Below are 25,196 nucleotides of genomic sequence, written 5' to 3'. Positions count from 1 at the left end.
GATAGCATGGAAACATTTAAATCAGAAAAACAGAAAATGATTGATGGGGAATTGTATTTTGCAGCAGATCCTGAATTAAGTGCTGCCCGTAGACATGCACGAGATCAAATGAAGCTGATTAATAACGAGACAGATCGTCAAGTTAGGAGACAGCTGGTGGAAGAAACCTTCGGTTCAGCGGGTACAAGTGTTTATGTAGAGCCGTCAATCAGTTTTGATTATGGGTTCAATATTCATGTTGGTAAAAACTTCTATGTGAATTTTAACAGTATTTTCCTCGATATTTGTCCAATTCGTATTGGTGATAACTGTATGTTTGGACCCAATGTGCAATTGTACACAGCTTCTCATCCGTTAAATCCAGGCAAACGGAACAGCGGGTTGGAATTTGGCAAACCAATTACCATTGGCGATAATGTCTGGCTGGGCGGAGGCGTGGTGATTGTTCCCGGTGTTGAATTAGGAAATAATGTCGTTGTGGCAGCGGGAGCGGTTGTTACTAAATCGGTTCCGGACAACTGTGTCGTAGGAGGAAATCCTGCTAAAATCATTAAGCGGATTGATGAAGAGGAAACAAAGCAGAATAGTCTGGAAGAACAGCGTAAAGCGATTGATTCTATTGATAGAGAAATGGTGGAGCTGCTGGAAAAACGAATGCAGGCAGTAGAGAAAATTGCTGAAATCAAGAAAGAACAAGGGACTGCAGTTTTGGATGAAAAAAGAGAGCAGGAAGTGCTGAAAAAAATCGGTTCTTATGTGAAAAAGGAAGAGTACAAAGAGGCTTTGTTGAAGACCTATCAGCAAATTATGGCGGTTTCCAAAGAGTATCAGACTGGGAAAATTAACAAGTAGTAAATGAGGTGAAAGCTATGGATGGTGGGACAAGACGTTCAGAAATTCTGGAAGTGCTGAAAACAGCGGAGAAGCCAGTCAGTGCTAGTCGATTGGCGAAGCGTTTTTCGGTCAGCCGCCAAATTATAGTCGGAGATGTCGCTTTATTAAGAGCGGCTGGTTTGGAGGTAACTGCGACAGCAAGAGGCTATCTTTTGGAGCAGCAGGATGATAATGGGCTAGTAGTAAAGATTGCCTGTCAGCATCAGCCGGAACAGACAGAGGAAGAGTTGACTGCCATTGTTGAATTAGGCGGCGAGGTACTGGATGTAATTGTGGAGCATCCGATATACGGGGAACTGACGGGCAATCTGCGGATTAAATCGCAGAAAGATGTTGGGGATTTTATTAAAGCCTATAAAAAAAGCCGTGCCTCCCTATTGTCGGAGCTGACTGGGGGGATTCATCTGCACACTATTCGCTGTGAAAACCAGCAAATGGTGGAGGCTGTTAAGGAAGAGCTGGCACGTAAAGGAATTCTCTATCAGAATTAATCAGGCAAAAACTGATTCTAAGCAGCTGAATCTAGCGGACGGCGGGGCTGTTTATCAATCAGATGTTTTTAGAAACGTTGCTAGACAAGTATTGAGTATTTTTCATACAGTATACGTGATTCACAATTGAGAATGAGGGATTGTGTCGGAAGCGTTCAGGCTCGTTGGCAGATCGTTTAATCGGTTTTGGGAGATGGAGACATAGGGTTGTCACATCTCCTTATTTTTGAAAAATCAATAGAAAGCTTATGGATTGAAGCGTAGATAGGACGGATAAGTATGAAAGAACTTTATCAAGAGGTAGTCACGCAGCTGCAGGAACATTACATCTCTCAGTATGCAAATGGAAAGCCTTACTTAAAATTAAACGGTGAGCAGTGTTATCATTTTAGAATGAATTTATCCTATTTTTACAAAAGAATTAATAAGCAAACGCTAAAGAAAACAATAAATGTAGCGAATCGCTTAGTTGATGAAGTCTTCAAAAATGAGAGCAGAGCAGGAATCATTCAATATATCAATCAGCCAGGTCAGCTAATGAAATTCATAAAAAAAACAGCTATAAGCGACGACTATTATGTAAATTTGCCTGTTGAGGAGCGTTTTTTGAGAGTATTAACCTGTAAGATAGAGAATATTGGGCTGCTCCATAAGCTGGTTATGGGAAGAATCTATCAGGACTTCAAACCCTATAGTGATACGTTTACTATACTGGACAATCAAATTATTCTAGTGAATGAAACAAAGAAAATTCTTTTACATGTATACGATGACCGAGGCTGTGATGTTTTTTGCAAGGAAGAGCAGGATTATTTAGAGCTGAAGCAGCTCTTTAAAAAATATATAGACAGCTATACTGCGCAGATGGAGGAGTTGAACTATCAGGTGCAGGAAAGTACGTATGGTGTTTCCTTTACCAAAAAGTGAGTGGGGTGATTTGTATGGGAAATCGCTGTTATTTGAACTCGGAAGCAACACAAATTTTTGAATCAAATAATTCCTTTCCTGTATTCTGGCTGATGGGCTTAAGCAATGCCCAGTTGCCGCTTATTCATCAGCAGTTGGAAAGTATTTTCCAAAAGCAGCAGACAGACGGGGAGTTTCAAGCAGTAATCCGAATGTCATTTAATGAGTATCAAAAAAATCTTGACCATCATACCGTCTACGTATCTAAGCTTTATCCTGAACTGCTGCCGCTATATGAAGATTTTAAACTGATAATAAAAAAAGAAGCACAAAAGCATGAAATGATTGAAATTTCCTATATAGAATATCTTAACTTTTTTACCTCTGCATCAGAGGTCTATAATGAGATTCAAGTACTATTCGATTCAATTTCTTCATGTGAAAAAACTACCTGGATAGATAAAAATGATCCTCTAGGAACGACTATTGTAGGAGATCGGTGGTCACATCATTCTTCGGAAAGCTTATCGGCAAAATATGAATCGCTGGTTGATAGCTTAGATACACCGATGGTAACGAGTGAAGCTGCTAAAGGTATCAAAGAACCAACAGCCTTTTCTCTTTATAGAAAATTAGTTTCAGATATCTTTGTTTTAGTCATTTGTCTGATTTTAGCAGCTGCTTCTGCACTGATGTTAATTTTTACAGGAAATAAAGTACTCAGCTTTCTAGCAGTTTTATTTTTTGGAGGAGGCGGGCTATTTTTCTATTTTATAGAATTTAAAGAGCAGCAGGCAGCGATTAAAAGTCATAGACAATTACAAAAACAAAAAAATAGGAAATGATGAGAAAGTTGCTTCTGACCTCTCATTTATTCAGATTTTAAAGAAGGCAGAGTCTGGATATTTAATTACCTCTCCCATTTTTTTGTTTGCGGATTCATGTTTAATCAGACTATACCAATTATGTGTAGAACAGATAGAAATGTACTGTTTTTAGAGATTTTCTTTACTTTTTTATTTAGTCCTTTATAATTGAAAGCGTAAACAAAAAAGAAAGGTGGGATTTTTTTGGGTAAGACAATAGACATTCGGGAAGCAGTAGATGCTAATTATCAGTTATACATTAATGGTGTGTGGACAGCTGGTTCGGGAGATAGAAAGCTCACCAGTTATAACCCAAGTAACGGGGAGGCATTGGCAGAATTCGTTGATGCAACACATGAGGATGTAGATCAGGCCGTAGCAGCAGCGCAAGAAGCCTTCACCACGTGGAAGGATGTTGATGTAGCGACTAGAAGTAGCCTTTTGTTGAAAATTGCTGATTTGATTGATGCCAACAGTGAGCGGCTGGCATTGGCTGAAACATTGGATAACGGCAAGCCAATCAATGAAACGAGAAACATTGATGTTCCTCTAAGTGCAGATCACTTCCGTTATTTTGCAGGTGTGATTCGTGCAGAAGAAGGAACCCTTAAAGAGTTTGATAAGGATACGTTATCCTTGGTTATTAAGGAGCCAATTGGTGTGGTCGGTCAAATTATTCCATGGAATTTCCCATTGCTGATGGGCGCGTGGAAGCTGGCGCCTGCTTTGGCAGCAGGAAATACAGTAGTTATCCATCCATCATCTACCACATCATTAAGTCTGTTGGAACTATTTAAATTATTCGATCAGGTGCTGCCTAAAGGGGTAGTCAATTTGATTACAGGTAAAGGCTCTGATTCAGGCAATTACATGCTGAATCATGAGGGCTTTGACAAGCTAGCCTTTACAGGATCTACAGAGGTGGGCTATACAGTAGCTAAAGCTGCAGCTAACCGCTTGATTCCTGCGACATTAGAGCTAGGTGGAAAATCGGCCAATATTATCTTTGATGACGCAAATTGGGAACGAGCGCTAGAGGGTGTGCAGCTGGGAATTCTATTTAATCAGGGGCAGGTTTGCTGTGCAGGTTCCCGGGTATTTGTACAGGAAGGAATCTATGACCGTTTTGTTGCTGAGCTAAAAGCAAAGTTTGAAAAAATCAAAGTTGGTTTTCCTTGGGAAGCAGATACGCAGATGGGTGCTCAGGTTAATGAGCATCAGCTGGAAGGTATTTTAAAATATGTAGATATAGGTGTAAAGGAAGGTGCGACACTTCTTACTGGAGGGAAACGTGTAACACGTGACGGTCTGGATAAGGGCGCCTTTTTAGAGCCAACTTTATTGGCAGATGCGGTTAACTCTATGTGTATTGCTCAGGAAGAAATCTTTGGTCCTGTTGCAACAGTCATCAAATTTAAAACGGAAGAGGAAGTCATCAATCTGGCCAATCAATCTGATTATGGTCTAGGCGGCGCAGTATTCTCTCAAAACATTAATACCGCACTAAGAGTTGCCCGGGGCGTACGGACAGGCCGGATGTGGGTCAACACATACAATCAGCTTCCTGCTGGTGCACCATTTGGCGGGTATAAGAAATCTGGTATCGGCAGGGAGACGCATAAATCGATGCTGGATGCCTATACTCAAATGAAGAATATCTATATTGTCACAAAAGATGAGACAGATGGACTGTATAGTTAAATAAAAAGTATGCAGGCTGCCAATTGCGCAGTCTGCATACTTTTTGTAGAGCAAACAATTTAAGGAAAACAGAACAATCCTTGCTCTTGAGTAAAAAATTTAGTAAAATATTTATCGAAAGTGTAACTGCTTACATCTCTTGTGATTGACTAAGAGAAGCTATCAGAATGCTATATAGAGCTGTTTTCTCTGTTGGCCAAAAGAGAATAAGGGGCTTGAAAGAATCAGATTAAGGAGGAAAATATATGAAAATTACACAAAGAGACTTTGGACAGGGAGCAACTCTGTATTCATTAAAAAATGAAAATGGTGTTCAACTGGAAGTAACCAATTTTGGTGCTAGAATCGTTAATTTGTTTGTACCTACAAAAAAAGAAAAACGAAATATTGTCTTAGGGTTTGATTCTGTTGAGGAATACTTGGCACAGGATATGTATATTGGAGCAACAATCGGCAGAGTAGCTGGACGGATTAAAGATGGAACTTTTACACTGGGTGGTCATACTTATCAGACGGATAAAAATGATCATGGGCTGCATACGCTTCACGGAGGAGCACCTTCTTTTGAGGCAAAGCTCTGGGATGCAAAGCTGGAAGAGTCGGAAAAGAAAAGTTCTGTGATTTTTTCTCTAAAAAGTAACGCTGGAGAGCATGGTTTTTCAGGTGATTTGATGGTTTCAGTTGCTTATACGTTAACAGAAGACAATGAATGGTGTGTGGACTATGAAGCACATAGTGACCAGCTAACGTTGTTTAATCCAACGAATCATGTATATTTCAATCTTTCAGGGGATGTAGAGCAAGCAATTGACGACCATAAGCTGTTTATTGATTCTGATCAATTTGCCTGCATTGATGAGGCAGTGATTACAACGGGAGAAAAGCGCTCAGTCACAGATACAGCATTTGATTTTAGAAAGGCTAGAAAGTTGGAAACAAGTTTCAATAGTCAAGATGATCAAGTAAAGGCTGTAGGTGGATTTGACCATCCATTTTTCTTGAATAAACCTTTGATTGAACATGTTAGCGCAGTATTGACAAGTCCAGATGAAGCGGTTCAGGTAGAGGTATTGACGGATTGCCCAGCAGTTGTTGTATTTACTGCGAATTTCAATGGTGCAGGTCCTGTGATTCGTGGAAAGAAATTAACAGATCACGGCGGAATTACCTTTGAAACTCAGACCGCACCTGGTGCAGAACGCTTTGAAGATTTTGGGACCATTGAAATTCAGCCGAATGTCCCGTTTCGTTCAACAACGATTTATAAAATTACAGAGTAGTACGTTAAGGAATCATTCAGAGCATTCTAAAAAAGAGCATTCCCGGTCAAATAGTGCAGCTGGACATGTGCTAAAGTATAGCTATTAAGAATACTTGGAGGTACATGACTATGACGCAAATTGCTGAAATTACATTGAAACAGCTGCCGGAAAGAAAGATGCTGGCGATTCGCCGCACGATTGACTTTTTTGGAGAATATGCGGAATTTATGGGGGAAACAATCAAAGAATTGATGAAGCAGATTCAACAAGCTGGTTTACTGCCTGCCAGCGGTCCGATTGTCTGTTTTCATAATGTCGATTTGAGTGCACTCGATTTAGAAATAGGCTTTGAGATTTCTGCCCCTATTTCCGCAAAAGGAGAAGCTGTGTTTGCTGTTTTACCAGTTCAGACAGTGGCAGTGACCATTGACCGAGGTCCCTATGAAGCGCAGGATCCAACATTGGAAGCGCTGATGAGCTGGATAACGGAAAAAGACTTTATAACAACAGGTGGTATTTATTATCATTATTTAAATGATGAAAGTCAGCCGCCAAATGAGTATTTGACTGAGATGTATATTCCTTTGAAAGTAAGAAGTTAAAAATAGCTATAACTCATATTATTTATGAAATGAAGAAGGAAGGAAACACCTTCCTTCTTTTTTTGTGGTAAAATACAATAAAAATGTTACAAAAACATTGCTGTTTAGTTTCTTTTGTGTTACAATGTCATTACGAAAGATGAAGGGTTAAAATTAGGAGGTGCAAAAGAATGAAAAAGAAATTTGTATTAATAGGCATTGCTGTAGTTTTGCTAGCTGGATGTTCAGGAAAGAGTAAAGAAACTGAATCGACAAAAACAGAAAGTAGTAATAGCAGCTCTGTTAGTAGGTCTACTACGAAAGAAACAGCTAGTAAAGCTACAGATGAGACAATTTCAGGAAGTGAATCTGTTACAAGTGACGCTTCAAGTGTTGATGCTGATTATCCTTATACTGTTCCCGTTACAGCTATTCAAAATATTGTGTTTGCAAATGGAGGAATGAATGTTCCGCAAACGATAGGCGTAAATTTTACCAATGAATCTAATGGGAAAATCACTTTTGAGCAGGCCAACCCAGATGCAATGTTCACTACAGTCTATTCAGCAGCCTATCAACAAATACCTACAAAGACAATTAGAATTTTTAGTGAAGGTGCAAATGGAATTCGTACGGTAAGTGTGAATACAGAACTAGTGATGGGAACAAAGGTAGAAGATGGAAATGGTATCAATCTTGAAGGGAATATGTATGTTTTTTATAATAACAATGGGGGGATTTCTCTAGTTACGCCAAATTATGCAGGAAATGTAGCAGTAGAAGATATGGATGTTATGTTGGAATACTTAGTGAAATAAATAGAAAAAAGTACGCCAGCCGGCGTACTTTTTTTGTTTATTTTTCTTCAGCTTCAAACTTTTCAAAAGCGGACTGAATAACTTCTTTTAGTGCTGATGCAGAAGCGTTCATCCGATCTTTTTCAGAATCTGTCAACGGAATTTCAATGACTTGTTTAATTCCTTGACGATTAATAACTGCTGGAGCACCGATGAAAATATCATTTTGTCCGTATTCACCATCCAAATACACGGATAATGGGAAGACAGAGTTTTCGTCATCCAAAATTGCTTTAGTAATACGTGCTAGTGCAACGGCAATCCCATAGAAGGTTGCTCCTTTTTTATCAATAATAGAATAGGCAGCATCACGAACACTGAAAAACAGATTAACCATTGCTTCTTCGTCGACATCGGGATTGTTTTTCACCCATTCGTAAATTTGCAAACCGGCAACATTGGCATGAGACCAAACAGGAAATTCTGTATCGCCATGTTCCCCTAAGATGTAGGCATGCACATTACGTGCATCAACATCAACTAGTTCAGCGATAGCCTGACGGAAACGGGCTGAATCTAGTGAAGTTCCTGAACCGATAACGCGTTCTTTTGGAAAACCTGAGAACTTCCATGTAGAATAAGTTAAAATATCTACTGGATTTGCAGCGACTAGGAAAATACCATTAAAACCAGAGTCAACAATTTGGGTTACAATCTCTTTATTGATTTTCAGGTTTTTATGAACCAAATCAATTCTTGTTTCTCCTGGTTTTTGTGGAGCACCCGCTGTTAGTACAACAAGATCTGCATCATGACAGTCGTCATACGTAGCAGCGTAGATCTTTTTAGGAGAAGTAAAAGCTAAAGCATGAGAAAGATCCATTGCATCTCCTTCAGTCTTTTTCGTATTGATATCGATGATACCAACTTCCTGAGCGATGTTTTGAGTAACAAGAGCAAAAGCATAGCTGGAACCGACAGCACCGTCCCCTACTAAAATAACTTTTTGGTGATCTTTTCTATCTGCAGCTGCAGTCATGTGTACCATTCCTTTCGTAGGTTTGTTTATTACAATGATAGTACCACCGTCTAAGAACTTTGTCACGCATTTTAACTTTAAAATAGTACAGTTTTTATCGCTGTTATAATTGCAAGCTCTTACATGCTCGGTATTTCACTATTCTTGTTTTTTTAAGTTTTTTCAAAGGTTTGGTCTCTTGAAGGATAGGTTTATTGTTTTTTTAAACTTTCATATATATTGGAACAGTAAAATCTGTGTTATACTATTGAGACAGAACCTGAGCCGCAAATATGCTGCTCGGCTATTTTGTGTTGAGGTTGAGACAGAAACGGTTAGCTTCAAGCAATAAGCAGGGATTTATGAAAATGACAGGAAACACGAAGGTAAATCATTCGATGTTGACTGATTCCTACCTGGTGCTCCACAAATTGTTGTTAAATTCCTGCTTATTGCCGAAGAAGTTGTTTCTATTCTCACTGTTTATTCGGTTTTAAGCATACTAAAAGTCTGGGAATTTAGTTATATCCCAGACTCCGTTTCTTGAACGACTAAAAAGTAAAAATTAACCATGCGTTGTTTGCAGCTGCGTCTTTTGGCATGCAGCTTCACTTATAGCGATAAAGGAGATAGAGAGAATGAAAATGATTGTAGGATTGGGCAATCCAGGCAGTAAATATCAGGAAACCAAGCATAATGTAGGTTTTATTACGGTAGATGAAATTGCCAGCCGCTACAACGCGGTCTTTAAAAAAAATCAATTTGAAGCAGATATTGCAGAATTTTTTATAGGAACGGAGAAGATCATGCTGGTTAAGCCATTGACGTTTATGAATGAATCCGGACGTTCAGTAGGACCTTTGATGACCTATTTTGGTATTGAAAATCAGGAATTAATTGTAATTTATGATGACCTTGATTTGGAAATAGGCAAGATTCGTTTGCGGGAAAAAGGCGGTCCAGGCGGACATAACGGGATGAAAAGTCTGATTGCTCATTTAGGTACGAATGAATTTTCCCGAATCAAAATCGGAATCGGGCGTCCTCAGGGAAATGAAACGGTGGTTCAGCATGTACTGAGTAAATTCCCCAAAGCTGTTCATGAAGATATTTTGATTGCTGTCAAAAAAGCGGCAGATGCAGCAATTTATGCTAGCGAAGGACATACCTTTGTCGACACAATGAACCAATTTAATGGAAAGTAAACAATGAGGTGGTCAACGAGATGAATATTATCAAGCGAATAAGCGGAAGCAGTCTTGTGAAGGAATGGTTTGAAAAGCTGGATGGCAATCAGCGGCAGCTGATTACCGGATTGGCTGGTTCAGCTAAAACGCTGCTGATGGTCAGTGGATATCAAGAGAAGAAAAAGAAAATGCTCGTTGCTGTTCCCAATTTATATTATGCGAATCAATTAGTAGAAGATTTAAGAAATTTCCTTGTAGATGAAGAGGTCCATTTATTCCCAGTTGATGAAGTGCTGTCTGCAGAGATGGCTTTTTCATCACCGGAAGCAAGAGCAGATCGAATCGAAAGCTTGAATTTTTTATCCTCTGATGAAATAGGAATAGTGGTAGTGCCGGTTGCTGGTCTAAGAAAATATTTACCCTCCAAGAAGACATGGAGAGAAGCTCAGCTTCATTGGGAGATAGGAACAGAAATAGAACTGGAAAAGCTGGCTCAGGAATTAGTGCTAATGGGCTACGAACGTCAGTCTCTAGTTGGAAAGCCAGGAGAATTTAGTATTCGGGGCAGTATTGTCGATGTATATCCGCTAAATACTCAGTATCCTGTAAGGGCTGAGCTTTTTGATGTAGAGATTGATTCTTTAAGATATTTTGAAGCAGATACGCAGCGCTCGGTAGAGACAATAGAATCAGTGGTTTTATCTCCTGTTACCGATACTATCTTTTCAGCAGAAGATTTGGAAGCTGGAATTGTCCGGCTGCAGGAAGCATTGGAAAAACGCTTATCTGTGACCAAAGAGCAAACGGACAAGACATTTATAGAAGAGTATTTTGGTCAAATAATTTCATCCTGGGAAGCTGGAATACCGACTGAGCAGGCGCGTTACTACGTAGATATGCTCTATCAGGAGCCAGTTACAATCCTTGACTACCTGCCGGAAGACAGCTTGCTGGTAGTTGATGACTATGCTCGGATTCTGGAAACAGAAAGAGAGATTAGTCGTGAAGAAGCAGAGTGGCACACACTGAAACTGGAAGAAAATCGGGTATTTGCAGAACAAACTTTTGGAATCAACGCCCATGATCAGCTGCGTAAGCAGCGGTTTGCAGCGACCTTTTTTTCGTTGTTCCAAAAAGGAATGGGGAATCTCCGGTTTCAGGCGATTCACAACTTTCAATATCGGTCCATGCAACAGTTTTTCGGGCAAATGCCCTTGCTAAAAGCGGAGATGGACCGCTGGCAAAAGCAGGAGCAGACAGTGTTAGTATTTGTACCAACAAAGGAGCGGGCTCAGAAAGTAGAAAGTCTGTTTCGGGATTTTGATATTTCCAGTACTGCAGTTGGCGGAGATCAGCTGCTGGATGGACGTATTCAGCTGGTCTTGGGAGAGCTGCAGTCCGGCTTTGAACTGCCTTCGGAAAAGCTGGTAGTTATCACGGAAAAGGAAATCTTCCATACGGTTACTAAAAAGCGGGCTCGCCGTCAGACAATTTCTAATGCAGAACGCTTAAAGAGCTACAGTGATTTGAAAAAAGGCGACTACGTTGTTCATGTGAATCACGGAATCGGGAAATATATCGGTATGGAGACGTTGGAAGTCGATGGTGTTCATCAGGACTACATCACAATTTTATACCAAAATGATGACAAGCTGTTTATTCCTGTTACACAGCTGAATCTAATCCAGAAGTTTGTGGCAGCAGAATCTAAAACGCCGAAAATCAACAAGCTTGGCGGTAGTGAATGGACGAAAACGAAACGTAAGGTATCTGCTAAAATTGAAGATATTGCAGACGATTTAATTCAGCTGTATGCAGTGAGAGAATCAGAAAAAGGATTTGCTTTTCCACCGGATGACGGCTATCAAAAGGAATTTGAAGATGCTTTTCCATACTCTGAAACAGAAGATCAGCTGCGCAGTACTGCAGAAATCAAGCATGACATGGAAAAAAGTCGGCCGATGGACCGTCTGCTAGTAGGGGATGTGGGCTTTGGAAAAACCGAGGTAGCACTGCGGGCAGCGTTTAAAGCAATAACAGCAGGAAAACAGGTTGCATTTCTAGTTCCGACAACTATTCTGGCACAGCAGCATTATGAGACAATTCAAGATCGTTTTGAAGGCTTTCCTGTAGAAGTGGGCCTGCTCAGCCGTTTTCGAACGAAAAAGCAGCAGAATGAAACGATAGAACAGGCGAGAAAAGGACAGGTAGATATTTTAGTAGGAACCCATCGGATTTTGTCCAAGGATGTTGCTTTTAGTGATTTAGGACTACTGATTATTGACGAAGAGCAGCGGTTTGGTGTTAAGCATAAGGAACGGCTGAAGCAGCTTCGTGCTCAGGTGGACGTATTGACATTGACGGCCACGCCTATTCCCCGAACACTCCATATGTCTATGCTGGGTGTCCGGGATTTATCTGTTATCGAAACACCGCCGGAAAACCGCTACCCGATTCAAACCTATGTAATGGAAAGCAATCCAGGTGCTATTCGAGAGGGGATAGAGCGGGAGCTGGCACGCGGCGGACAGGTATTTTATCTCTATAACAGGGTAGACACTATTGAAAAGAAGGTGGAGGAGCTGCAGGCATTAGTGCCGCAGGCCAGAATCGCGTATGCTCATGGGCAAATGACAGAAATTCAACTGGAAAACACCTTGTTTGATTTTATCGAGAGACAATATGATATTTTAGTCACTACGACGATTATAGAGACAGGCGTAGACATTCCTAATGCAAACACACTTTTTGTAGAAAACGCGGATTATATGGGACTTTCTACCTTATACCAGCTGCGCGGACGGGTCGGACGAAGCAATCGGGTAGCCTATGCTTACTTCATGTACGAGCCTCAAAAAATTCTAAACGAAGTCAGTGAGAAGCGGTTGGAAGCAATTAAGGACTTTACTGAGCTGGGCTCAGGGTTTAAAATCGCTATGCGGGATTTATCAATTCGAGGAGCCGGGAATTTGCTTGGAGCACAACAGCATGGATTTATCGATTCAGTTGGGTTTGACATGTATTCACAAATGTTGGAAGAAGCCGTGGCCAGAAAGCAAGGAAAGAAAGTAGTGGATCAGAGAACATCTGTAGAAATTGATTTAGGAATTGATGCGTATCTTCCAAATGAGTATATTTCGGATGAACGTCAGAAAATTGAAATCTATAAACGGATTCGACAACTGGAAAATATGGAAATGTACGAAGAGCTGGAAGGGGATTTACTAGATCGCTTTGGCGAGTATCCAGATGAAGTAGCCTACCTGCTAACGACAGGACTAATTAAAATGGACGGCGACCGGGCACTGCTGGAAACGATTCGCAAACATCAGCAGGATATCACCTTTACCCTTAGTAAAGCGGGGACAAAAGCATATACAGTGGAACAAATTTTTGAAGCTCTGTCAGCAACCTCTCTGAAGGCGGATTTAGCTGTTGACAATGAAAAGATGAGTATTCGTTTGAAGCTTTACAAAGGAATGAAATCAGCAGCGTGGCTGCAGGAAGTATCAGCATTTGTTGCAGCGCTGCGTCAGGAAAAATATAAAAAGAGAAATATGCTGGAAGAGGATTGAGCAGGGAGGGAAACGAATGGCTCATAAAGAGATTCGTACGATGCTTCAAGGAGCGCTTATGCTTACAGTTGCGTCTTTTATTGCTAAGCTGCTAAGTGCGGTTTACCGAGTACCTTTCCAAAATCTAGTTGGAGATGAAGGCTTTTACGTCTATCAGCAGGTCTATCCAATTTATGGAATAGCGATGACGTTAGCTTTAACTGGATTGCCGCAGTTTATTTCCAAAGTGGTTGCAGAGCAGGAGGACGTTAGTGAAAAACGCTCTGTACTTCAGCGACTGTTCCCGTATGTCCTGGTCCTTAGCCTCTTGGCATTTGCCTTCTTTTTCTTCGGCAGTGATTGGCTGGCGGGACTAATGGGTGACAAGCAGCTGGGTTCACTTATCCGAGTGGTGTCGGTAACCTTTGTGCTGGTTCCAGTGCTTTCTTTTTATCGGGGAAACTTTCAGGGGCATCTGCTTATGACGCCCAGTGCTGTTTCTCAGGTGCTGGAACAGCTGATTCGCGTCGGTGTCATTTTAGCTGCAGCGGCCTGCTACAAAATGCTGGCATGGGATATTTATAAAACAGGAACAGCCGCAATGGGTGGTGCAATTTTAGGTGGTGCTGCAGCGGCAGCTATTCTATGGTATTACGACCGGAAAATTCAGCCGGGCAGCTCAGACTATTTCTATCGCTGGCGGCTTGATTCAAAAGGAAAAAAACTACTTGAGCGTCTATTTATTGAAGGTGGTCTAGTTTCCATTTATAGTGCGCTGTTAATCATTTTTCAACTGGCAGATTCCTTTTTTGTAAAGAATGCATTAGTGCTGTCTGGGCTGTCTAATCATGCGGCCAAGGTTGATAAAGGCGTTTATGATCGTGGGCAGCCTCTCGTACAACTTGGTCTTGTCGTGGCACTGGCTTTAAGCTCAACTTTTTTACCAGCGCTAACTAAATATTTTGTTGCTAAAAAAGAGCAGCAGTTTGTCGAGGCAGCGAAGATGTTTTTGCGTCTGACGACAACGGTTGCTGCGGCTGCAGCCATAGGGCTGGTATTACTGCTGCCGTATATCAATTTTGCTCTATTTAAAGACTATCAAGGAAATGGTGTATTAGGCATTTACATTTTTTCATTAGTTTTTATGGCGGTTATTCAAGCATATCAAAGCATTATGCAAAGTCGGAATAGCTTCAAATCCTCGTTTCTGGCGGCTGGATTGGGAATTTTGATTAAATTTCTGACGACTGCCAGTCTGACAGAACGGCTGGGAACGGCGGGAGCTAGTCTTTCTACAATTCTTTCTTTAGCTGGAACATTGTTCTGTTTGTTTCTTTTAGCTGACAACAGCTTGAATCAATTTTGGACAGAACGAAACTTTTTGAAGAAATTATTGGCAAGCTTAGGTATAATGAGTATAGTTCTGATTAGTTATCAAGGACTGCTTAATTTGTTCTTTGGTGTAGCAGATCATCGGGGACAAGCGTTACTATATGCGCTAATTGGCGTTGGGCTGGGCGCGGCAGTATTTGTGTTTGCTGTCATTCAGCTGCGGCTGTTCACCGTTCGTGAATGGCTGATGCTGCCATTTGGCAAGAAAATTTTAAGAACGAAGAAGAGGGAGTAATATGCGTTTAGATAAATTTCTGAAAGTATCACGTATCATTAAAAGAAGGTCAGTTGCAAAAGAAGTTGCAGATAAAGGCCGAATCCAAATTAATGGGATTTTGGCAAAATCCTCCAGTAGTGTTAAGATAGGCGATCAGGTGAAAATTCGTTTTGGCAACAAAATTCTTGAGGTTGCAGTCAAAGAACTCCATGATTCAACGAAAAAAGAAGATGCTGATAAAATGTACACAATCGTTTCTGAAACAAGAGTTGATAATTCCAGCGATTTAGATTAGACAACCTTTGAAGATGTTGGTATAATAAAGCGGACATACGAAAGTGAGCGGAAAACATGAAGAAAAAGGATAAAAACGTCAATAAAATTGCTGCGCTGGACAATGATTATACCAAAGAACAGTTTGCTGAATTCCAAAAACAGCAGAAACAGCTGATTTTTAAACGTCGCCGACTTGCGGTTATTTTTCTATTAGCCGTCGTAGTGTTCTCGATTTCCGGTTTTGAGCTGCTTAAGGATTATCATGAGTTGAATGCTTTTAAAGAGCAAAAATCTGAAGTTGCAGCAGAGTCAGCAGAAATGGATAAAAAGCTGGGACGCCTGGATCAGGATGTTGCCTTACTGAAGGATCCAAATTATGTTGCTAAGCTAGCCAGAAACCGTTATCTTCTATCTAAAGAAGGTGAACAAATCTACCCTGGTCTGGAATTTAATTCAGCACTCAGCGGAGATAAAGACAAAGAGACAACGCAGTCTACTGCAGAAAGCAGTCAATCACAGCCTCAATCATCTGAAGAATAATCAGATGACGGCTGAATATATAATTATATAGGGTGAAAATAGGAGGAACACATTTTTTATGTCAATCGAAGTAGGAGCAAAGCTGCCGGGAAAAGTGTCAGGAATTACTAATTTTGGGGCCTTTATCGATTTAGGTGAAGGGAAGACTGGTTTAGTCCATATCAGTGAGGTATCAAACGGATTCGTTAAAGATATCAATGATATATTAACTGTTGGAGATGAAGTGACAGTAAAGGTTACTTCTGTAGGAGACGATGGCAAGATTGGCTTGTCTATTCGTAAAGCGCAGGAAAACGCTGAAGCACCTAAGAGTAATTTTCAACGTCGCAATCATCAGGAAAATCAGGACAGAGGGCATCATTCTGCACCTAAAAAACAATTTAACAAGCCGATGAATAATAATAATTTCAATAACAACAGCAAACAGGATTTTGACACGCTGATGAGCTCCTTTTTAAAGGATAGTGATGATCGTTTGTCTTCCTTGCGTAGAAACACTGAAGGAAAACGAGGCGGACGAGGCGGACGCCGCAATTAATCTGACAATGAGCAAAAAAAATTTGTGAAACAGCTGTTTTGAAGAAAAAACAGCAATCATTCGAAAAAAAGCAGTGTTCATACCCACTTGCCTGATTTCGATTATGTTGTTTGAGACAGAAGAGTCTGGAATTTTTCCCGGCTCTTTTGTTTTATGTTGGAAAATAGAGAACCAATTACAGGAGGAGGAAGGATGATGCTAGATGGATTTTATCAGGAGGGTCTGAAACAAGGCTTCTGGCATTCCGGCGAACGGATTCTGCTGGCTGTTTCAGGAGGCGTTGACTCAATGGTATTGCTGCATCTGATGCTGGCAGCAGCTGAAAAAAGCGGCTGTGTAATCGGTGTAGCTCATGTCAATCATCAGCTTCGACCAGAATCCTTTGACGAAGAAGAATGGCTGAACCGGTTTTGTGAAGAAAAAAAGATTCCTTTCTATAGTAAAAGGTGGGGTATCAAAACGCATGTTCAAGGAATGGAAGCTGAGGCGAGAGCATTCAGATATAATTTTTTTGAAGAGGTTATGGAAAGTGACAAGTACTCCACGCTAATGACGGCTCATCATGGAGATGATTTGGCCGAGACGATTATTATGAAATTAACACGGGGAAGCAGCTTACTGAATATGTCTGGTATTAAATCCAGCCGGTCTTTTGGTAAAGGGCGTTTAGTTCGACCTTTATTGATTTTTTCTAAAGATGAGCTGAAACTGATCGCAAAAGAACAGAGAATTGTGTATTTTGAAGATAGTACAAATTTTTCTGACTGGTATTTTAGAAATAGGATTCGCCATCAGGTAATACCCAAGTTAAAAGAAGAAAATGCCGGATTTCTTAAGCATACGGCTGATTTCAGCTGTCAGGTGCAGTATGCAGCTGAACTGATTGAGGAAGTTGTAAAAGTAGTTTACGCTCAGGGTGTCCAAGAAATTCAAGATGGCTGGCGGTTCGACCTGAAGATGCTCGAAAACAAAAGCCGCGTTTTTAAGTATTTCTTTTTTCAAAATCTGCTGCAGCAAACGTTAATTCCAGAAAAAGTTGAGATAAAGCATGAGCAGCTGGAGAGGTTAGTTGATTTAGTTTCAGGGCAGGCGCCGCAAAAACAACTGTCGTTTGAAAATGACTGGCTGTTTATTAAAGAGTATAGTCAAGGCTATCTACGGAAAAGAACACAGGTGAAAGCTGCAGAAGAGGTTTATTTTCTTGAAAAAGGACAAGGCATCTTCCTTTCTGAAACTGAATGGCTGGGATTTGAGACACCGGATGAGCTGTTGGAGTTTCCGAAAAAGGTCAAAGAATGGCAGACGAAGGAGCTGGCTGTCTCAAGTCAGCTAACGGGCCCGCTGACCATCCGCCGTAGAAAAAATGGCGACCGGATTGCATTGACCGAGAAGCTGACAAAACGTGTAAACCGTTTGTTTATCGATCGTAAGGTTCCCGATAGTCTCAGAGAAAAAGCATGGCTGATTTTTAACAATCATCAGGAGCTGATTTGGGTGCCTGGTTTTGCAAATTCCTATTTGAGTATTCCACAAGAAACTGATAAAATACACTACAGGCTCCTTTACATAACAAAGGAGTAAATTGAGAGGAGAGCATCATGCTAGAGAAGGATATTAAGAATATTTTGATTACAAAAGAACAAATCACTGAAAAAACAGCTGAGCTTGGGAAAAAGCTGACAGAGGACTACAAAGAAAAAACACCCTTAGTTGTAGGTATTCTGAAAGGCGCAGTACCATTCCTTGCTGATGTCGTTCGTGAAATGGATATTAATCTAGAAATGGATTTCATGGATGTTTCCAGCTATGGAAATGCAACTGTTTCATCCGGCGAAGTGAAAATTGTTAAGGATTTGGATACAAACGTTGAAGGTCGCCACATTTTAATCGTGGAAGATATCATTGACAGCGGACGTACGTTAGCGTATCTAGTTGATTTATTCAAATATAGAAAAGCGGCTTCTGTAAAAATTGTTACGTTCTTGGATAAACCTGAAGGACGCGTTGTTGATATCGACGCAGATTATGTCGGTTTTAACATTCCTAATGAGTTTGTTGTCGGTTACGGACTTGATTATGCTGAGGCATATCGGAACCTGCCATACGTTGGTGTTCTTAAACCGGAAATTTATGAATCAAATTAATATCTCTCTTTGAAACGGGTATGTTACAATATAAAGGTCAGAATTGATAAAACTAAGACATGTTAATAATTGTTAACAAATGATGCTAGGAGGACAGGCATGAATAAAAAAGGTGGCGGCATGAAAAACGGCCTATATTATGTATTAGTCATTTTAGCGATGATCATGGTTGGAAGCTTTATTTTTGGAAACAACGGCTCTCAATCCCCTGATATCGAATACTCCACTTTTAATCAGCAGTTAAACGACGGAGACATTAAAACAATGACAATTCAGCCGACAAATGGTGTGTTTAAAGTAGTCGGAGAATACAAAAAAGAACAGAAAGTTGAAAACGAAGGCGGTTTATCGTTGTGGGGCTCTTCTGGTGTGACAACCAAGAGATTCTCAACCATCGTATTGCCGACAGATACAACTTTAACGGAGATTCAAAATGCTGCGCAGCAAAAAGAAGTAAAACTGACTGTTAAGGAACAGTCAACAAGCGGAACATGGATTTCTCTAATCTTTAGCTTCCTGCCAATCATTCTATTGTTCTTTATGTTCTATATGATGATGGGACAACAAGGCGGCGGCGGAGGTGGCGGCGGCCGAGTAATGAACTTCGGTAAGTCAAAAGCCAAAGAAGCGGATAAAACAGCCAGCCGTGTACGCTTTACTGATGTAGCTGGTGCAGAAGAAGAAAAACAAGAGCTTGTAGAAGTTGTCGAATTTCTTAAAGATCCGCGCCGATTTGTTGAACTAGGTGCTCGTATTCCGGCAGGCGTTCTGCTGGAAGGACCTCCCGGAACTGGTAAAACCTTGCTTGCTAAGGCCGTAGCTGGTGAAGCAGGTGTACCGTTCTACTCTATCTCTGGTTCTGAATTTGTAGAGATGTTTGTAGGGGTCGGTGCCAGCCGTGTACGTGATTTATTTGAAACTGCGAAGAAAAATGCACCTGCAATTATCTTCATTGATGAAATTGATGCTGTTGGTCGTCAGCGTGGAGCTGGTATGGGCGGCGGACACGATGAACGTGAACAAACGCTGAACCAGTTGCTAGTAGAAATGGATGGTTTTGACGGCAATGAAGGAGTTATCGTCATTGCAGCAACGAACCGTTCAGATGTACTGGATTCGGCACTGCTTCGTCCAGGTCGTTTTGACCGCCAGATTTTAGTTGGCCGTCCGGATGTTAAAGGACGTGAAGCTATTTTACGGGTACATGCTCGTAATAAGCCTTTGGCAGATGATGTAGATTTGAAAGTCGTTGCACAACAAACACCAGGCTTTGCCGGTGCAGATTTAGAAAACGTATTGAATGAAGCAGCCCTAGTTGCTGCACGTAGAAACAAGAAGAAGATTGATGCTTCCGATATCGATGAAGCAGAAGATCGTGTAATCGCCGGACCTGCTAAAAAGGACCGTGTTATCAGCAAGAGAGAACGGGAAATGGTGGCTTACCACGAAGCTGGACATACAATCGTTGGTTTAGTTCTAAGCCGTGCCCGTGTTGTGCATAAGGTAACGATTATCCCTCGCGGTCGTGCGGGCGGATACATGATTGCTCTTCCAAAAGAAGATCAATTCCTAATGACAAAAGAAGATATGTTTGAGCAGTTAGTTGGTTTGCTTGGCGGACGTACAGCAGAAGAAATCGTCTTTAATGTTCAGTCAACAGGCGCATCTAATGACTTTGAGCAAGCAACAGGCTTAGCCCGCAGCATGGTTACTGAATATGGAATGAGCGACAAGCTTGGTCCAGTTCAATACGAAGGAAACCATCAGGTCTTTGTTGGTCGTGATTATGGTCAGACAAAAGCTTACTCTGAACAAGTTGCCTTTGAAATTGATCAGGAAGTACGCAAGATCTTGTTTGAAGCCCACGAAAAAGCGCGCGAAATCATCGAGACGCATCGTGACAAACATAAACTAATTGCTGAAATGCTGCTTGAGTATGAAACTCTGGATGCTAAGGCAATTAAATCATTGTTTGAAACAGGGGAAATGCCTGCTGGAACACCTTCTGAGTTTCCAAGCGAAAAAGCTCAAACTTTTGAAGAAGCAAAACGTGCATTGGAAGAAAAAGATGCACAAAAACAAGCAGAAGAGAAGCTGGCAGTGAATGAAGATAAACAAGAACTGGATGCTGAATCGAAAGAAGTGAAAACTGCAGCCGATGAAGCAGAAAAGAAAGTTCAGCTTGATAAAAAAGATGAAAATCAATCTTCTGATGATACGGATGATAATCAGTAAATGATTAAATGAGATTGTAATAGATTGAAGGAAGACGGCTGCGGAGGTGCTCCTCTGCAGCTGTCTTTTTGTTGGCAAAGAGATTAGAAAATATCAATGCAACAATAGCAAAGGAAGTAAATTCTTAATGCCGTACTTCAACGGTAAGCTAGCAGCCTTGTGATAAAAAGCTTCACATGTCTGGTTCCCGCTTATTACAGAAGAGCTAAAAGAGGACATTTAGTTTTTCTAATAGAAAAAACTATTTTGACCTTGCTGCGCAATCGAGTACTCGTGAAAAAAGCGTTTAAGCCTTCGTTTGTGCTCCAAACCAGCATTCAATAATTACAATGTCAGAATTCTTTAGTTGAAAAAAAGAATAAATCCTAGTATTATCTGTTAATGAATGAAAACGCACAAGAGATGAGGAAGTAAAACAATGGAAGATTATTTAGTTAAAGCCCTGTGCTATAAAGGTTCAATTAGAGCCTATGCACTTTGTGCAACAAACACAATTGCAGAGGCACAGAAAAGACATGATTCATGGAGTGCTTCAACGGCGGCGCTTGGTAGAACAATGGTTGGTGCGCTTTTATTAGGTGCAACACTCAAAGGTGAAGATAAATTGACTGTTAAGGTTCAGGGGAATGGACCAGCAGGATCTATTATTGTAGATAGTAATGGCAGCGGCGATGTTAAGGGGTATATCAAGAATCCTCATATTAGTCTGCCTCTAAATAACAATGGCAAAATTGATGTGCGTGGAGCTGTCGGAACTGAAGGGATTTTTACTGTCATTAAGGATTTAGGCTTGAAGGAGACTTTTTCTGGACAAACACCGATTGTATCTGGAGAAATTGGTGAGGATTTTACATACTTTATGGCTGTGTCAGAGCAAATACCCTCAGCTATCGGATTAAGTGTACTAGTAGATACCGATGAACAGGTGAAAGCAGCCGGCGGTTTTATGATTCAGGTAATGCCTGGAGCTGATGAGAAAACTATTGACCTCATTGAACAGCGTTTAACGGAGGTTCCGATGATTTCCCGTCTTCTTGAAGAAGGAGAAGCACCAGAGCAGATTCTTGAACGCTTACTAGGAGAAGGCGAGGTTGATATTCTCGAAAAAATGCCGGTCCAATTCAAATGTGATTGTTCAAAAGAGAAGTTTGGAACAGCAATTATTGCAGTAGGGCTTGAAGAAATTAATGCAATGATTGAAGAAGATCATGGAGCAGAAGCAGTTTGTCAATTTTGTGGAAATAAGTACCATTATAGTGAAGAGGATTTAATTGAGCTTAAAGAAGAAGCAATTAGGAATACACAGAACAATCAGGGGGAATAGCGATGTGGAAAATCGGAAATGTAGAAATTCCTAACCGAGTGGTCGTTGCACCAATGGCTGGTATCAGTAATGCTGCCTTTAGGGTTACTGTGAAGGAATTTGGTGCAGGACTAGTCGTTTGTGAGATGATTAGTGATAAAGGAATTCATTTTAGAAATAAAAAAACATTGGAAATGCTGTATATAGATGAAAGAGAGCATCCGTTAAGCCTACAAATATTCGGCGGAGATAAAGAGACGTTGGTGGAAGCGGCTCAGTTTGTCCAAGAGAATACGGAAGCTGACATTATTGATATTAATATGGGCTGTCCCGTGAATAAAGTGATTAAAGCCGAAGCAGGTGCCCGCTGGCTGCTGGATCCGGATAAGGTTTATGAAATGGTTCATGCCGTTTCTTCAGCTGTTGATTTACCGGTAACTGTTAAGATGAGAACCGGCTGGGATGAGCAGCATCTTTTTGCTGTAGATAATGCATTGGCAGCTGAAAAAGGCGGTGCTTCGGCTATTGCGATGCACGGCAGAACCCGTGTTCAGATGTACGAAGGAAAAGCAGATTGGGATGTTCTTAAGGAAGTTAAAAGTCAGTTGACGATTCCTTTTATGGGGAATGGGGATGTCCGTACGCCGGAAGATGCAAAAAAAATGCTGGAATACGTTGGTGCAGATGGGGTAATGATAGGCAGAGCTGCTTTAGGCAATCCGTGGATGATTCATCGGACGCAGCATTATTTGGAAACTGGTGAGCTGATTCCAGAACCAACGCCGTTTGATAAAGTAGAAACCGCCAAGGTTCATTTGCAAAGACTAGTTGATTTGAAAGGCGAGTTTGTAGCGGCCAGAGAATTTAGGCAGCATGCCTCCTATTACCTAAAAGGGATTCCGAGAGCAGCTAAAGTGAAAGTAGCCATTAATCAGGCGGATACACAAAAAGAAATCGTAGATCTGATGGATGCATTTATTGGAAAAATCGATAAAGAAAAAACTGAAGAAGTTGTCTAACCGATTAATTCAAGCCGAATATAAAATTCGGCTTGCTTTTTTTGGAATTGCTGTGGCATTATAAGTATATGTTTATTTAAGAATGGAGGAAACAAAGTGGCTGAAGAACAACAATCTCAAGTCGCAGATTTGAATGATCAAATGCTTGTGCGGCGCGAAAAAATGGAAAAACTACGTGAAGAAGGAATCGATCCATTCGGTAAACGTTTTGACCGTACCCATAATTCTGCTGAACTTCATGAAGCATTTGATGCCCAAACGAAAGAAGAACTAAACGAAAAAGAACTGTCAGCAAGCGTTGCTGGCCGTATGATGACAAAGCGTGGAAAGGGTAAGGCAGGGTTTGCCCATCTGCAGGATCGTGAAGGTCAGATTCAAATCTATGTAAGAAAAGATCAAGTAGGTGATGAGGCCTACGAACTATTCAAACATGCTGATTTAGGGGATTTCTTCGGCGTGACAGGTCAAATTATGAAAACAGATACTGGCGAGGTAACTGTTAAGGCGAAGACAATTGTCCTGTTGACTAAATCTTTACGTCCGCTTCCAGATAAATACCATGGTTTAACGAATATCGAACAAAGATACCGCCAACGCTATTTGGATCTGATTAGCAATAAAGAGAGCTTTGACCGCTTTATGCAGCGCAGTCAAATTATCAGTGAAATCCGCCGTTATTTAGACGGTCAGGGATTTGTAGAAGTTGAAACACCTGTCCTGCATAATGAAGCAGGCGGAGCAGCTGCCCGTCCGTTTATTACGCATCATAATGCTCTAGATATAGATTTATACTTACGTATTGCTTTGGAGCTTCACTTAAAACGGCTGATTGTTGGGGGAATGGAAAAGGTCTATGAAATTGGACGTGTATTCCGTAATGAAGGAATCGATACAACTCATAATCCTGAATTTACAATGCTGGAAGCTTATACTGCTTATGCTGATTTTAAAGACATCATGAATTTAACTGAAGGTATTATTCGGAATGCCGCAGAAAAGGTTTTGAAGACTACAACAATTACCTATGATGGAAAAGAAGTAGACTTAGGCTCCGAGTTCCGTCGTGTTCACATGGTAGATGCTATCAAGGCGCAAACAGGTGTAGATTTCTGGCAGGAAATGACTGTGGAAGAGGCTCGTGCATTTGCTAAAGAACACAAAGTAGAAATTAACGATAATATGACTGTTGGTCATATCTTAAATGAGTTCTTTGAAACATTTGTAGAAGAAACACTGCTGCAGCCTACATTTATTTACGGTCATCCAGTAGAAGTATCACCTCTTGCAAAGAAAAATCCTGAGGATGCTCGCTTTACTGACCGTTTCGAGCTGTTTATTGTTGGTAAAGAATTTGCCAATGCGTTTACAGAACTAAATGATCCGATTGATCAAAGAGAACGCTTTGAAGATCAGGAAAAAGAGCGGGAACAAGGGAACGACGAAGCTCATGGTGTGGATGAAGACTTCATTGAGGCTTTGGAGTATGGTCTGCCGCCAACCGGTGGACTGGGAATCGGCATTGACCGCTTGGTAATGCTGTTGACAGATGCTCAGTCAATTAGAGATGTACTTCTATTCCCGACGATGCGTTAAAAAATCAAAATCTGCTAATTTCAGAAGTGATTAGCTGCAATAGAACTTAGGAATTGTGACGGTCAAAGTAGACTTTGTCACAGTTCCTTATTTTTATACCGAAACTGGGACAAGCCAAAATAGTAAAATATATAGATTGGTTATCTTAAATTAAAAAGAGCTGTTAAATACTTTAGTAGGTGAAAAGCATTTTCCTTAGAATGTCGATTATAGATAGAAACAAAACTGAAAAATGAGATGAAAATGCGAACGATAAAGAAAGAAATATGACGAACAATCGGTAATGAAAAAAAGTTGAAAAAAATGCAATATTTTGATTGACCTAAGCGTTGAAACTTGATATATTATTACATGTCGCAAGACGAGACAATGACTTTCAGACAGCTGGATAGAATAACATCCAGAGAGAAGAAAAAACTTGTTGAATCAGCAAAAAAGTTATTGACAAATAACAAATAAGCTGATAAACTGAAACAGTTGTTATGAAACACAACAACGAATTGCTGAGTTCCACCAACTTAAAACTTTTTCAAAAAAAGAGTTGACATCTTATCGGAGATTTGATAAGATATAAAAGTTGCTGCGAGGCAATGATGTAGACCTTTGAAAACTGAACAAAGTAAGACAAACCAAATGTGTAGGGCGTTTTGATTAATTCAAAACAACAAACATTTTTAACAAG

General features: G+C 40.7%; 21 protein-coding genes. 20 read left to right on the top strand and 1 reads right to left on the bottom strand.

Annotated features, from left to right (window positions below):
• Positions 1-6 precede the first annotated feature (6 nt).
• The 8 genes from AC1Z3K_RS17305 to AC1Z3K_RS17270 all read left to right on the top strand — a co-directional run bounded on the left by AC1Z3K_RS17305 (position 7) and on the right by AC1Z3K_RS17270 (position 7,519).
• Positions 7-852, top strand: coding sequence for a chorismate mutase (locus tag AC1Z3K_RS17305; protein WP_426081834.1), 846 nt, complete (start codon positions 7-9; stop codon positions 850-852).
• 17 nt (positions 853-869) lie between these two features.
• Positions 870-1,385, top strand: coding sequence for a transcription repressor NadR (locus AC1Z3K_RS17300; protein WP_461733432.1), 516 nt, complete (start codon positions 870-872; stop codon positions 1,383-1,385).
• A gap of 279 nt (positions 1,386-1,664) precedes the next feature.
• A complete protein-coding gene (locus AC1Z3K_RS17295) occupies positions 1,665-2,312 on the top strand; it encodes a DUF3885 domain-containing protein (RefSeq protein WP_461733431.1) in 648 nt (215 codons plus the stop codon).
• A 14-nt stretch (positions 2,313-2,326) separates the two neighbouring features.
• Positions 2,327-3,136, top strand: a complete 810-nt coding sequence (locus AC1Z3K_RS17290; protein WP_461733430.1) for a hypothetical protein — start codon at positions 2,327-2,329, stop codon at positions 3,134-3,136.
• A 225-nt stretch (positions 3,137-3,361) separates the two neighbouring features.
• Positions 3,362-4,858, top strand: coding sequence for an aldehyde dehydrogenase family protein (locus AC1Z3K_RS17285; protein WP_461733429.1), 1,497 nt, complete (start codon positions 3,362-3,364; stop codon positions 4,856-4,858).
• A 245-nt stretch (positions 4,859-5,103) separates the two neighbouring features.
• Positions 5,104-6,138: an aldose epimerase family protein gene (locus AC1Z3K_RS17280; protein ID WP_461733428.1), complete on the top strand. Its 1,035-nt coding sequence runs from the start codon at positions 5,104-5,106 to the stop codon at positions 6,136-6,138.
• Between the two features lie 110 nt (positions 6,139-6,248).
• Positions 6,249-6,722 carry a GyrI-like domain-containing protein gene (locus AC1Z3K_RS17275; RefSeq protein WP_461733427.1) on the top strand — a complete coding sequence of 158 codons (474 nt, stop codon included), beginning with the start codon at positions 6,249-6,251 and terminating at the stop codon, positions 6,720-6,722.
• A gap of 170 nt (positions 6,723-6,892) precedes the next feature.
• Entirely contained in the window at positions 6,893-7,519 is a 627-nt protein-coding gene (locus AC1Z3K_RS17270) for a hypothetical protein (protein ID WP_461733426.1), read from the top strand.
• Between the two features lie 37 nt (positions 7,520-7,556).
• Here the strand turns inward: AC1Z3K_RS17270 and AC1Z3K_RS17265 are convergent, their stop codons facing one another.
• Positions 7,557-8,537, bottom strand: a complete 981-nt coding sequence (locus AC1Z3K_RS17265; protein ID WP_426081826.1) for an L-lactate dehydrogenase — start codon at positions 8,535-8,537, stop codon at positions 7,557-7,559.
• Between the two features lie 617 nt (positions 8,538-9,154).
• On the opposite strand from AC1Z3K_RS17265, the gene pth reads away from it, so the two are divergent.
• The 12 genes from pth to lysS all read left to right on the top strand — a co-directional run bounded on the left by pth (position 9,155) and on the right by lysS (position 24,514).
• Positions 9,155-9,721, top strand: coding sequence for an aminoacyl-tRNA hydrolase (gene pth / locus AC1Z3K_RS17260; protein ID WP_426081825.1), 567 nt, complete (start codon positions 9,155-9,157; stop codon positions 9,719-9,721).
• A gap of 20 nt (positions 9,722-9,741) precedes the next feature.
• A complete protein-coding gene (gene mfd, locus AC1Z3K_RS17255; RefSeq protein WP_461733425.1) occupies positions 9,742-13,278 on the top strand; it encodes a transcription-repair coupling factor in 3,537 nt (1,178 codons plus the stop codon).
• 16 nt (positions 13,279-13,294) lie between these two features.
• Positions 13,295-14,884, top strand: coding sequence for a putative polysaccharide biosynthesis protein (locus AC1Z3K_RS17250; RefSeq protein ID WP_426081823.1), 1,590 nt, complete (start codon positions 13,295-13,297; stop codon positions 14,882-14,884).
• A gap of 1 nt (position 14,885) precedes the next feature.
• The gene (locus AC1Z3K_RS17245; protein WP_426081822.1) at positions 14,886-15,161 is read left to right on the top strand and encodes an RNA-binding S4 domain-containing protein; all 276 of its coding nucleotides are present in this window, start codon (positions 14,886-14,888) and stop codon (positions 15,159-15,161) included.
• A gap of 56 nt (positions 15,162-15,217) precedes the next feature.
• The gene (locus AC1Z3K_RS17240; RefSeq protein WP_426081821.1) at positions 15,218-15,682 is read left to right on the top strand and encodes an FtsB family cell division protein; all 465 of its coding nucleotides are present in this window, start codon (positions 15,218-15,220) and stop codon (positions 15,680-15,682) included.
• A 58-nt stretch (positions 15,683-15,740) separates the two neighbouring features.
• Positions 15,741-16,220 carry a S1 domain-containing RNA-binding protein gene (locus AC1Z3K_RS17235; RefSeq protein WP_426081820.1) on the top strand — a complete coding sequence of 160 codons (480 nt, stop codon included), beginning with the start codon at positions 15,741-15,743 and terminating at the stop codon, positions 16,218-16,220.
• Between the two features lie 192 nt (positions 16,221-16,412).
• Positions 16,413-17,801, top strand: coding sequence for a tRNA lysidine(34) synthetase TilS (tilS, locus tag AC1Z3K_RS17230; protein WP_461733424.1), 1,389 nt, complete (start codon positions 16,413-16,415; stop codon positions 17,799-17,801).
• A gap of 17 nt (positions 17,802-17,818) precedes the next feature.
• A complete protein-coding gene (gene hpt, locus AC1Z3K_RS17225; RefSeq protein WP_426081817.1) occupies positions 17,819-18,364 on the top strand; it encodes a hypoxanthine phosphoribosyltransferase in 546 nt (181 codons plus the stop codon).
• A gap of 99 nt (positions 18,365-18,463) precedes the next feature.
• On the top strand, positions 18,464-20,599 hold the full coding sequence (ftsH, locus tag AC1Z3K_RS17220) for an ATP-dependent zinc metalloprotease FtsH (RefSeq protein WP_426081816.1): 2,136 nt from the start codon (positions 18,464-18,466) through the stop codon (positions 20,597-20,599).
• A gap of 418 nt (positions 20,600-21,017) precedes the next feature.
• Positions 21,018-21,923, top strand: a complete 906-nt coding sequence (gene hslO / locus AC1Z3K_RS17215; RefSeq protein WP_426081815.1) for an Hsp33 family molecular chaperone HslO — start codon at positions 21,018-21,020, stop codon at positions 21,921-21,923.
• Between the two features lie 2 nt (positions 21,924-21,925).
• On the top strand, positions 21,926-22,921 hold the full coding sequence (gene dusB, locus AC1Z3K_RS17210; protein WP_426081814.1) for a tRNA dihydrouridine synthase DusB: 996 nt from the start codon (positions 21,926-21,928) through the stop codon (positions 22,919-22,921).
• Between the two features lie 96 nt (positions 22,922-23,017).
• The gene (gene lysS, locus AC1Z3K_RS17205) at positions 23,018-24,514 is read left to right on the top strand and encodes a lysine--tRNA ligase (RefSeq protein ID WP_461733423.1); all 1,497 of its coding nucleotides are present in this window, start codon (positions 23,018-23,020) and stop codon (positions 24,512-24,514) included.
• Positions 24,515-25,196: the final 682 nt, after the last annotated feature.

The organism is Enterococcus sp. LJL128 (assembly GCF_056924295.1).
This window is presented reverse-complemented; position numbering and strand designations above follow the sequence as displayed.

What these genes read in the sequence shown, in the direction of transcription:
- AC1Z3K_RS17305 (WP_426081834.1), top strand. Translation starts at nt 7, where the DNA reads ATGGAAACATTTAAATCAGAAAAACAGAAAATGATTGATGGGGAATTG.
- AC1Z3K_RS17300 (WP_461733432.1), top strand. Translation starts at nt 870, where the DNA reads ATGGATGGTGGGACAAGACGTTCAGAAATTCTGGAAGTGCTGAAAACA.
- AC1Z3K_RS17295 (WP_461733431.1), top strand. Translation starts at nt 1,665, where the DNA reads ATGAAAGAACTTTATCAAGAGGTAGTCACGCAGCTGCAGGAACATTAC.
- AC1Z3K_RS17290 (WP_461733430.1), top strand. Translation starts at nt 2,327, where the DNA reads ATGGGAAATCGCTGTTATTTGAACTCGGAAGCAACACAAATTTTTGAA.
- AC1Z3K_RS17280 (WP_461733428.1), top strand. Translation starts at nt 5,104, where the DNA reads ATGAAAATTACACAAAGAGACTTTGGACAGGGAGCAACTCTGTATTCA.
- AC1Z3K_RS17275 (WP_461733427.1), top strand. Translation starts at nt 6,249, where the DNA reads ATGACGCAAATTGCTGAAATTACATTGAAACAGCTGCCGGAAAGAAAG.
- AC1Z3K_RS17270 (WP_461733426.1), top strand. Translation starts at nt 6,893, where the DNA reads ATGAAAAAGAAATTTGTATTAATAGGCATTGCTGTAGTTTTGCTAGCT.
- AC1Z3K_RS17265 (WP_426081826.1), bottom strand. Translation starts at nt 8,537, where the DNA reads ATGACTGCAGCTGCAGATAGAAAAGATCACCAAAAAGTTATTTTAGTA.
- pth (WP_426081825.1), top strand. Translation starts at nt 9,155, where the DNA reads ATGAAAATGATTGTAGGATTGGGCAATCCAGGCAGTAAATATCAGGAA.
- mfd (WP_461733425.1), top strand. Translation starts at nt 9,742, where the DNA reads ATGAATATTATCAAGCGAATAAGCGGAAGCAGTCTTGTGAAGGAATGG.
- AC1Z3K_RS17250 (WP_426081823.1), top strand. Translation starts at nt 13,295, where the DNA reads ATGGCTCATAAAGAGATTCGTACGATGCTTCAAGGAGCGCTTATGCTT.
- AC1Z3K_RS17245 (WP_426081822.1), top strand. Translation starts at nt 14,886, where the DNA reads ATGCGTTTAGATAAATTTCTGAAAGTATCACGTATCATTAAAAGAAGG.
- AC1Z3K_RS17240 (WP_426081821.1), top strand. Translation starts at nt 15,218, where the DNA reads ATGAAGAAAAAGGATAAAAACGTCAATAAAATTGCTGCGCTGGACAAT.
- AC1Z3K_RS17235 (WP_426081820.1), top strand. Translation starts at nt 15,741, where the DNA reads ATGTCAATCGAAGTAGGAGCAAAGCTGCCGGGAAAAGTGTCAGGAATT.
- tilS (WP_461733424.1), top strand. Translation starts at nt 16,413, where the DNA reads ATGATGCTAGATGGATTTTATCAGGAGGGTCTGAAACAAGGCTTCTGG.
- hpt (WP_426081817.1), top strand. Translation starts at nt 17,819, where the DNA reads ATGCTAGAGAAGGATATTAAGAATATTTTGATTACAAAAGAACAAATC.
- ftsH (WP_426081816.1), top strand. Translation starts at nt 18,464, where the DNA reads ATGAATAAAAAAGGTGGCGGCATGAAAAACGGCCTATATTATGTATTA.
- hslO (WP_426081815.1), top strand. Translation starts at nt 21,018, where the DNA reads ATGGAAGATTATTTAGTTAAAGCCCTGTGCTATAAAGGTTCAATTAGA.
- dusB (WP_426081814.1), top strand. Translation starts at nt 21,926, where the DNA reads ATGTGGAAAATCGGAAATGTAGAAATTCCTAACCGAGTGGTCGTTGCA.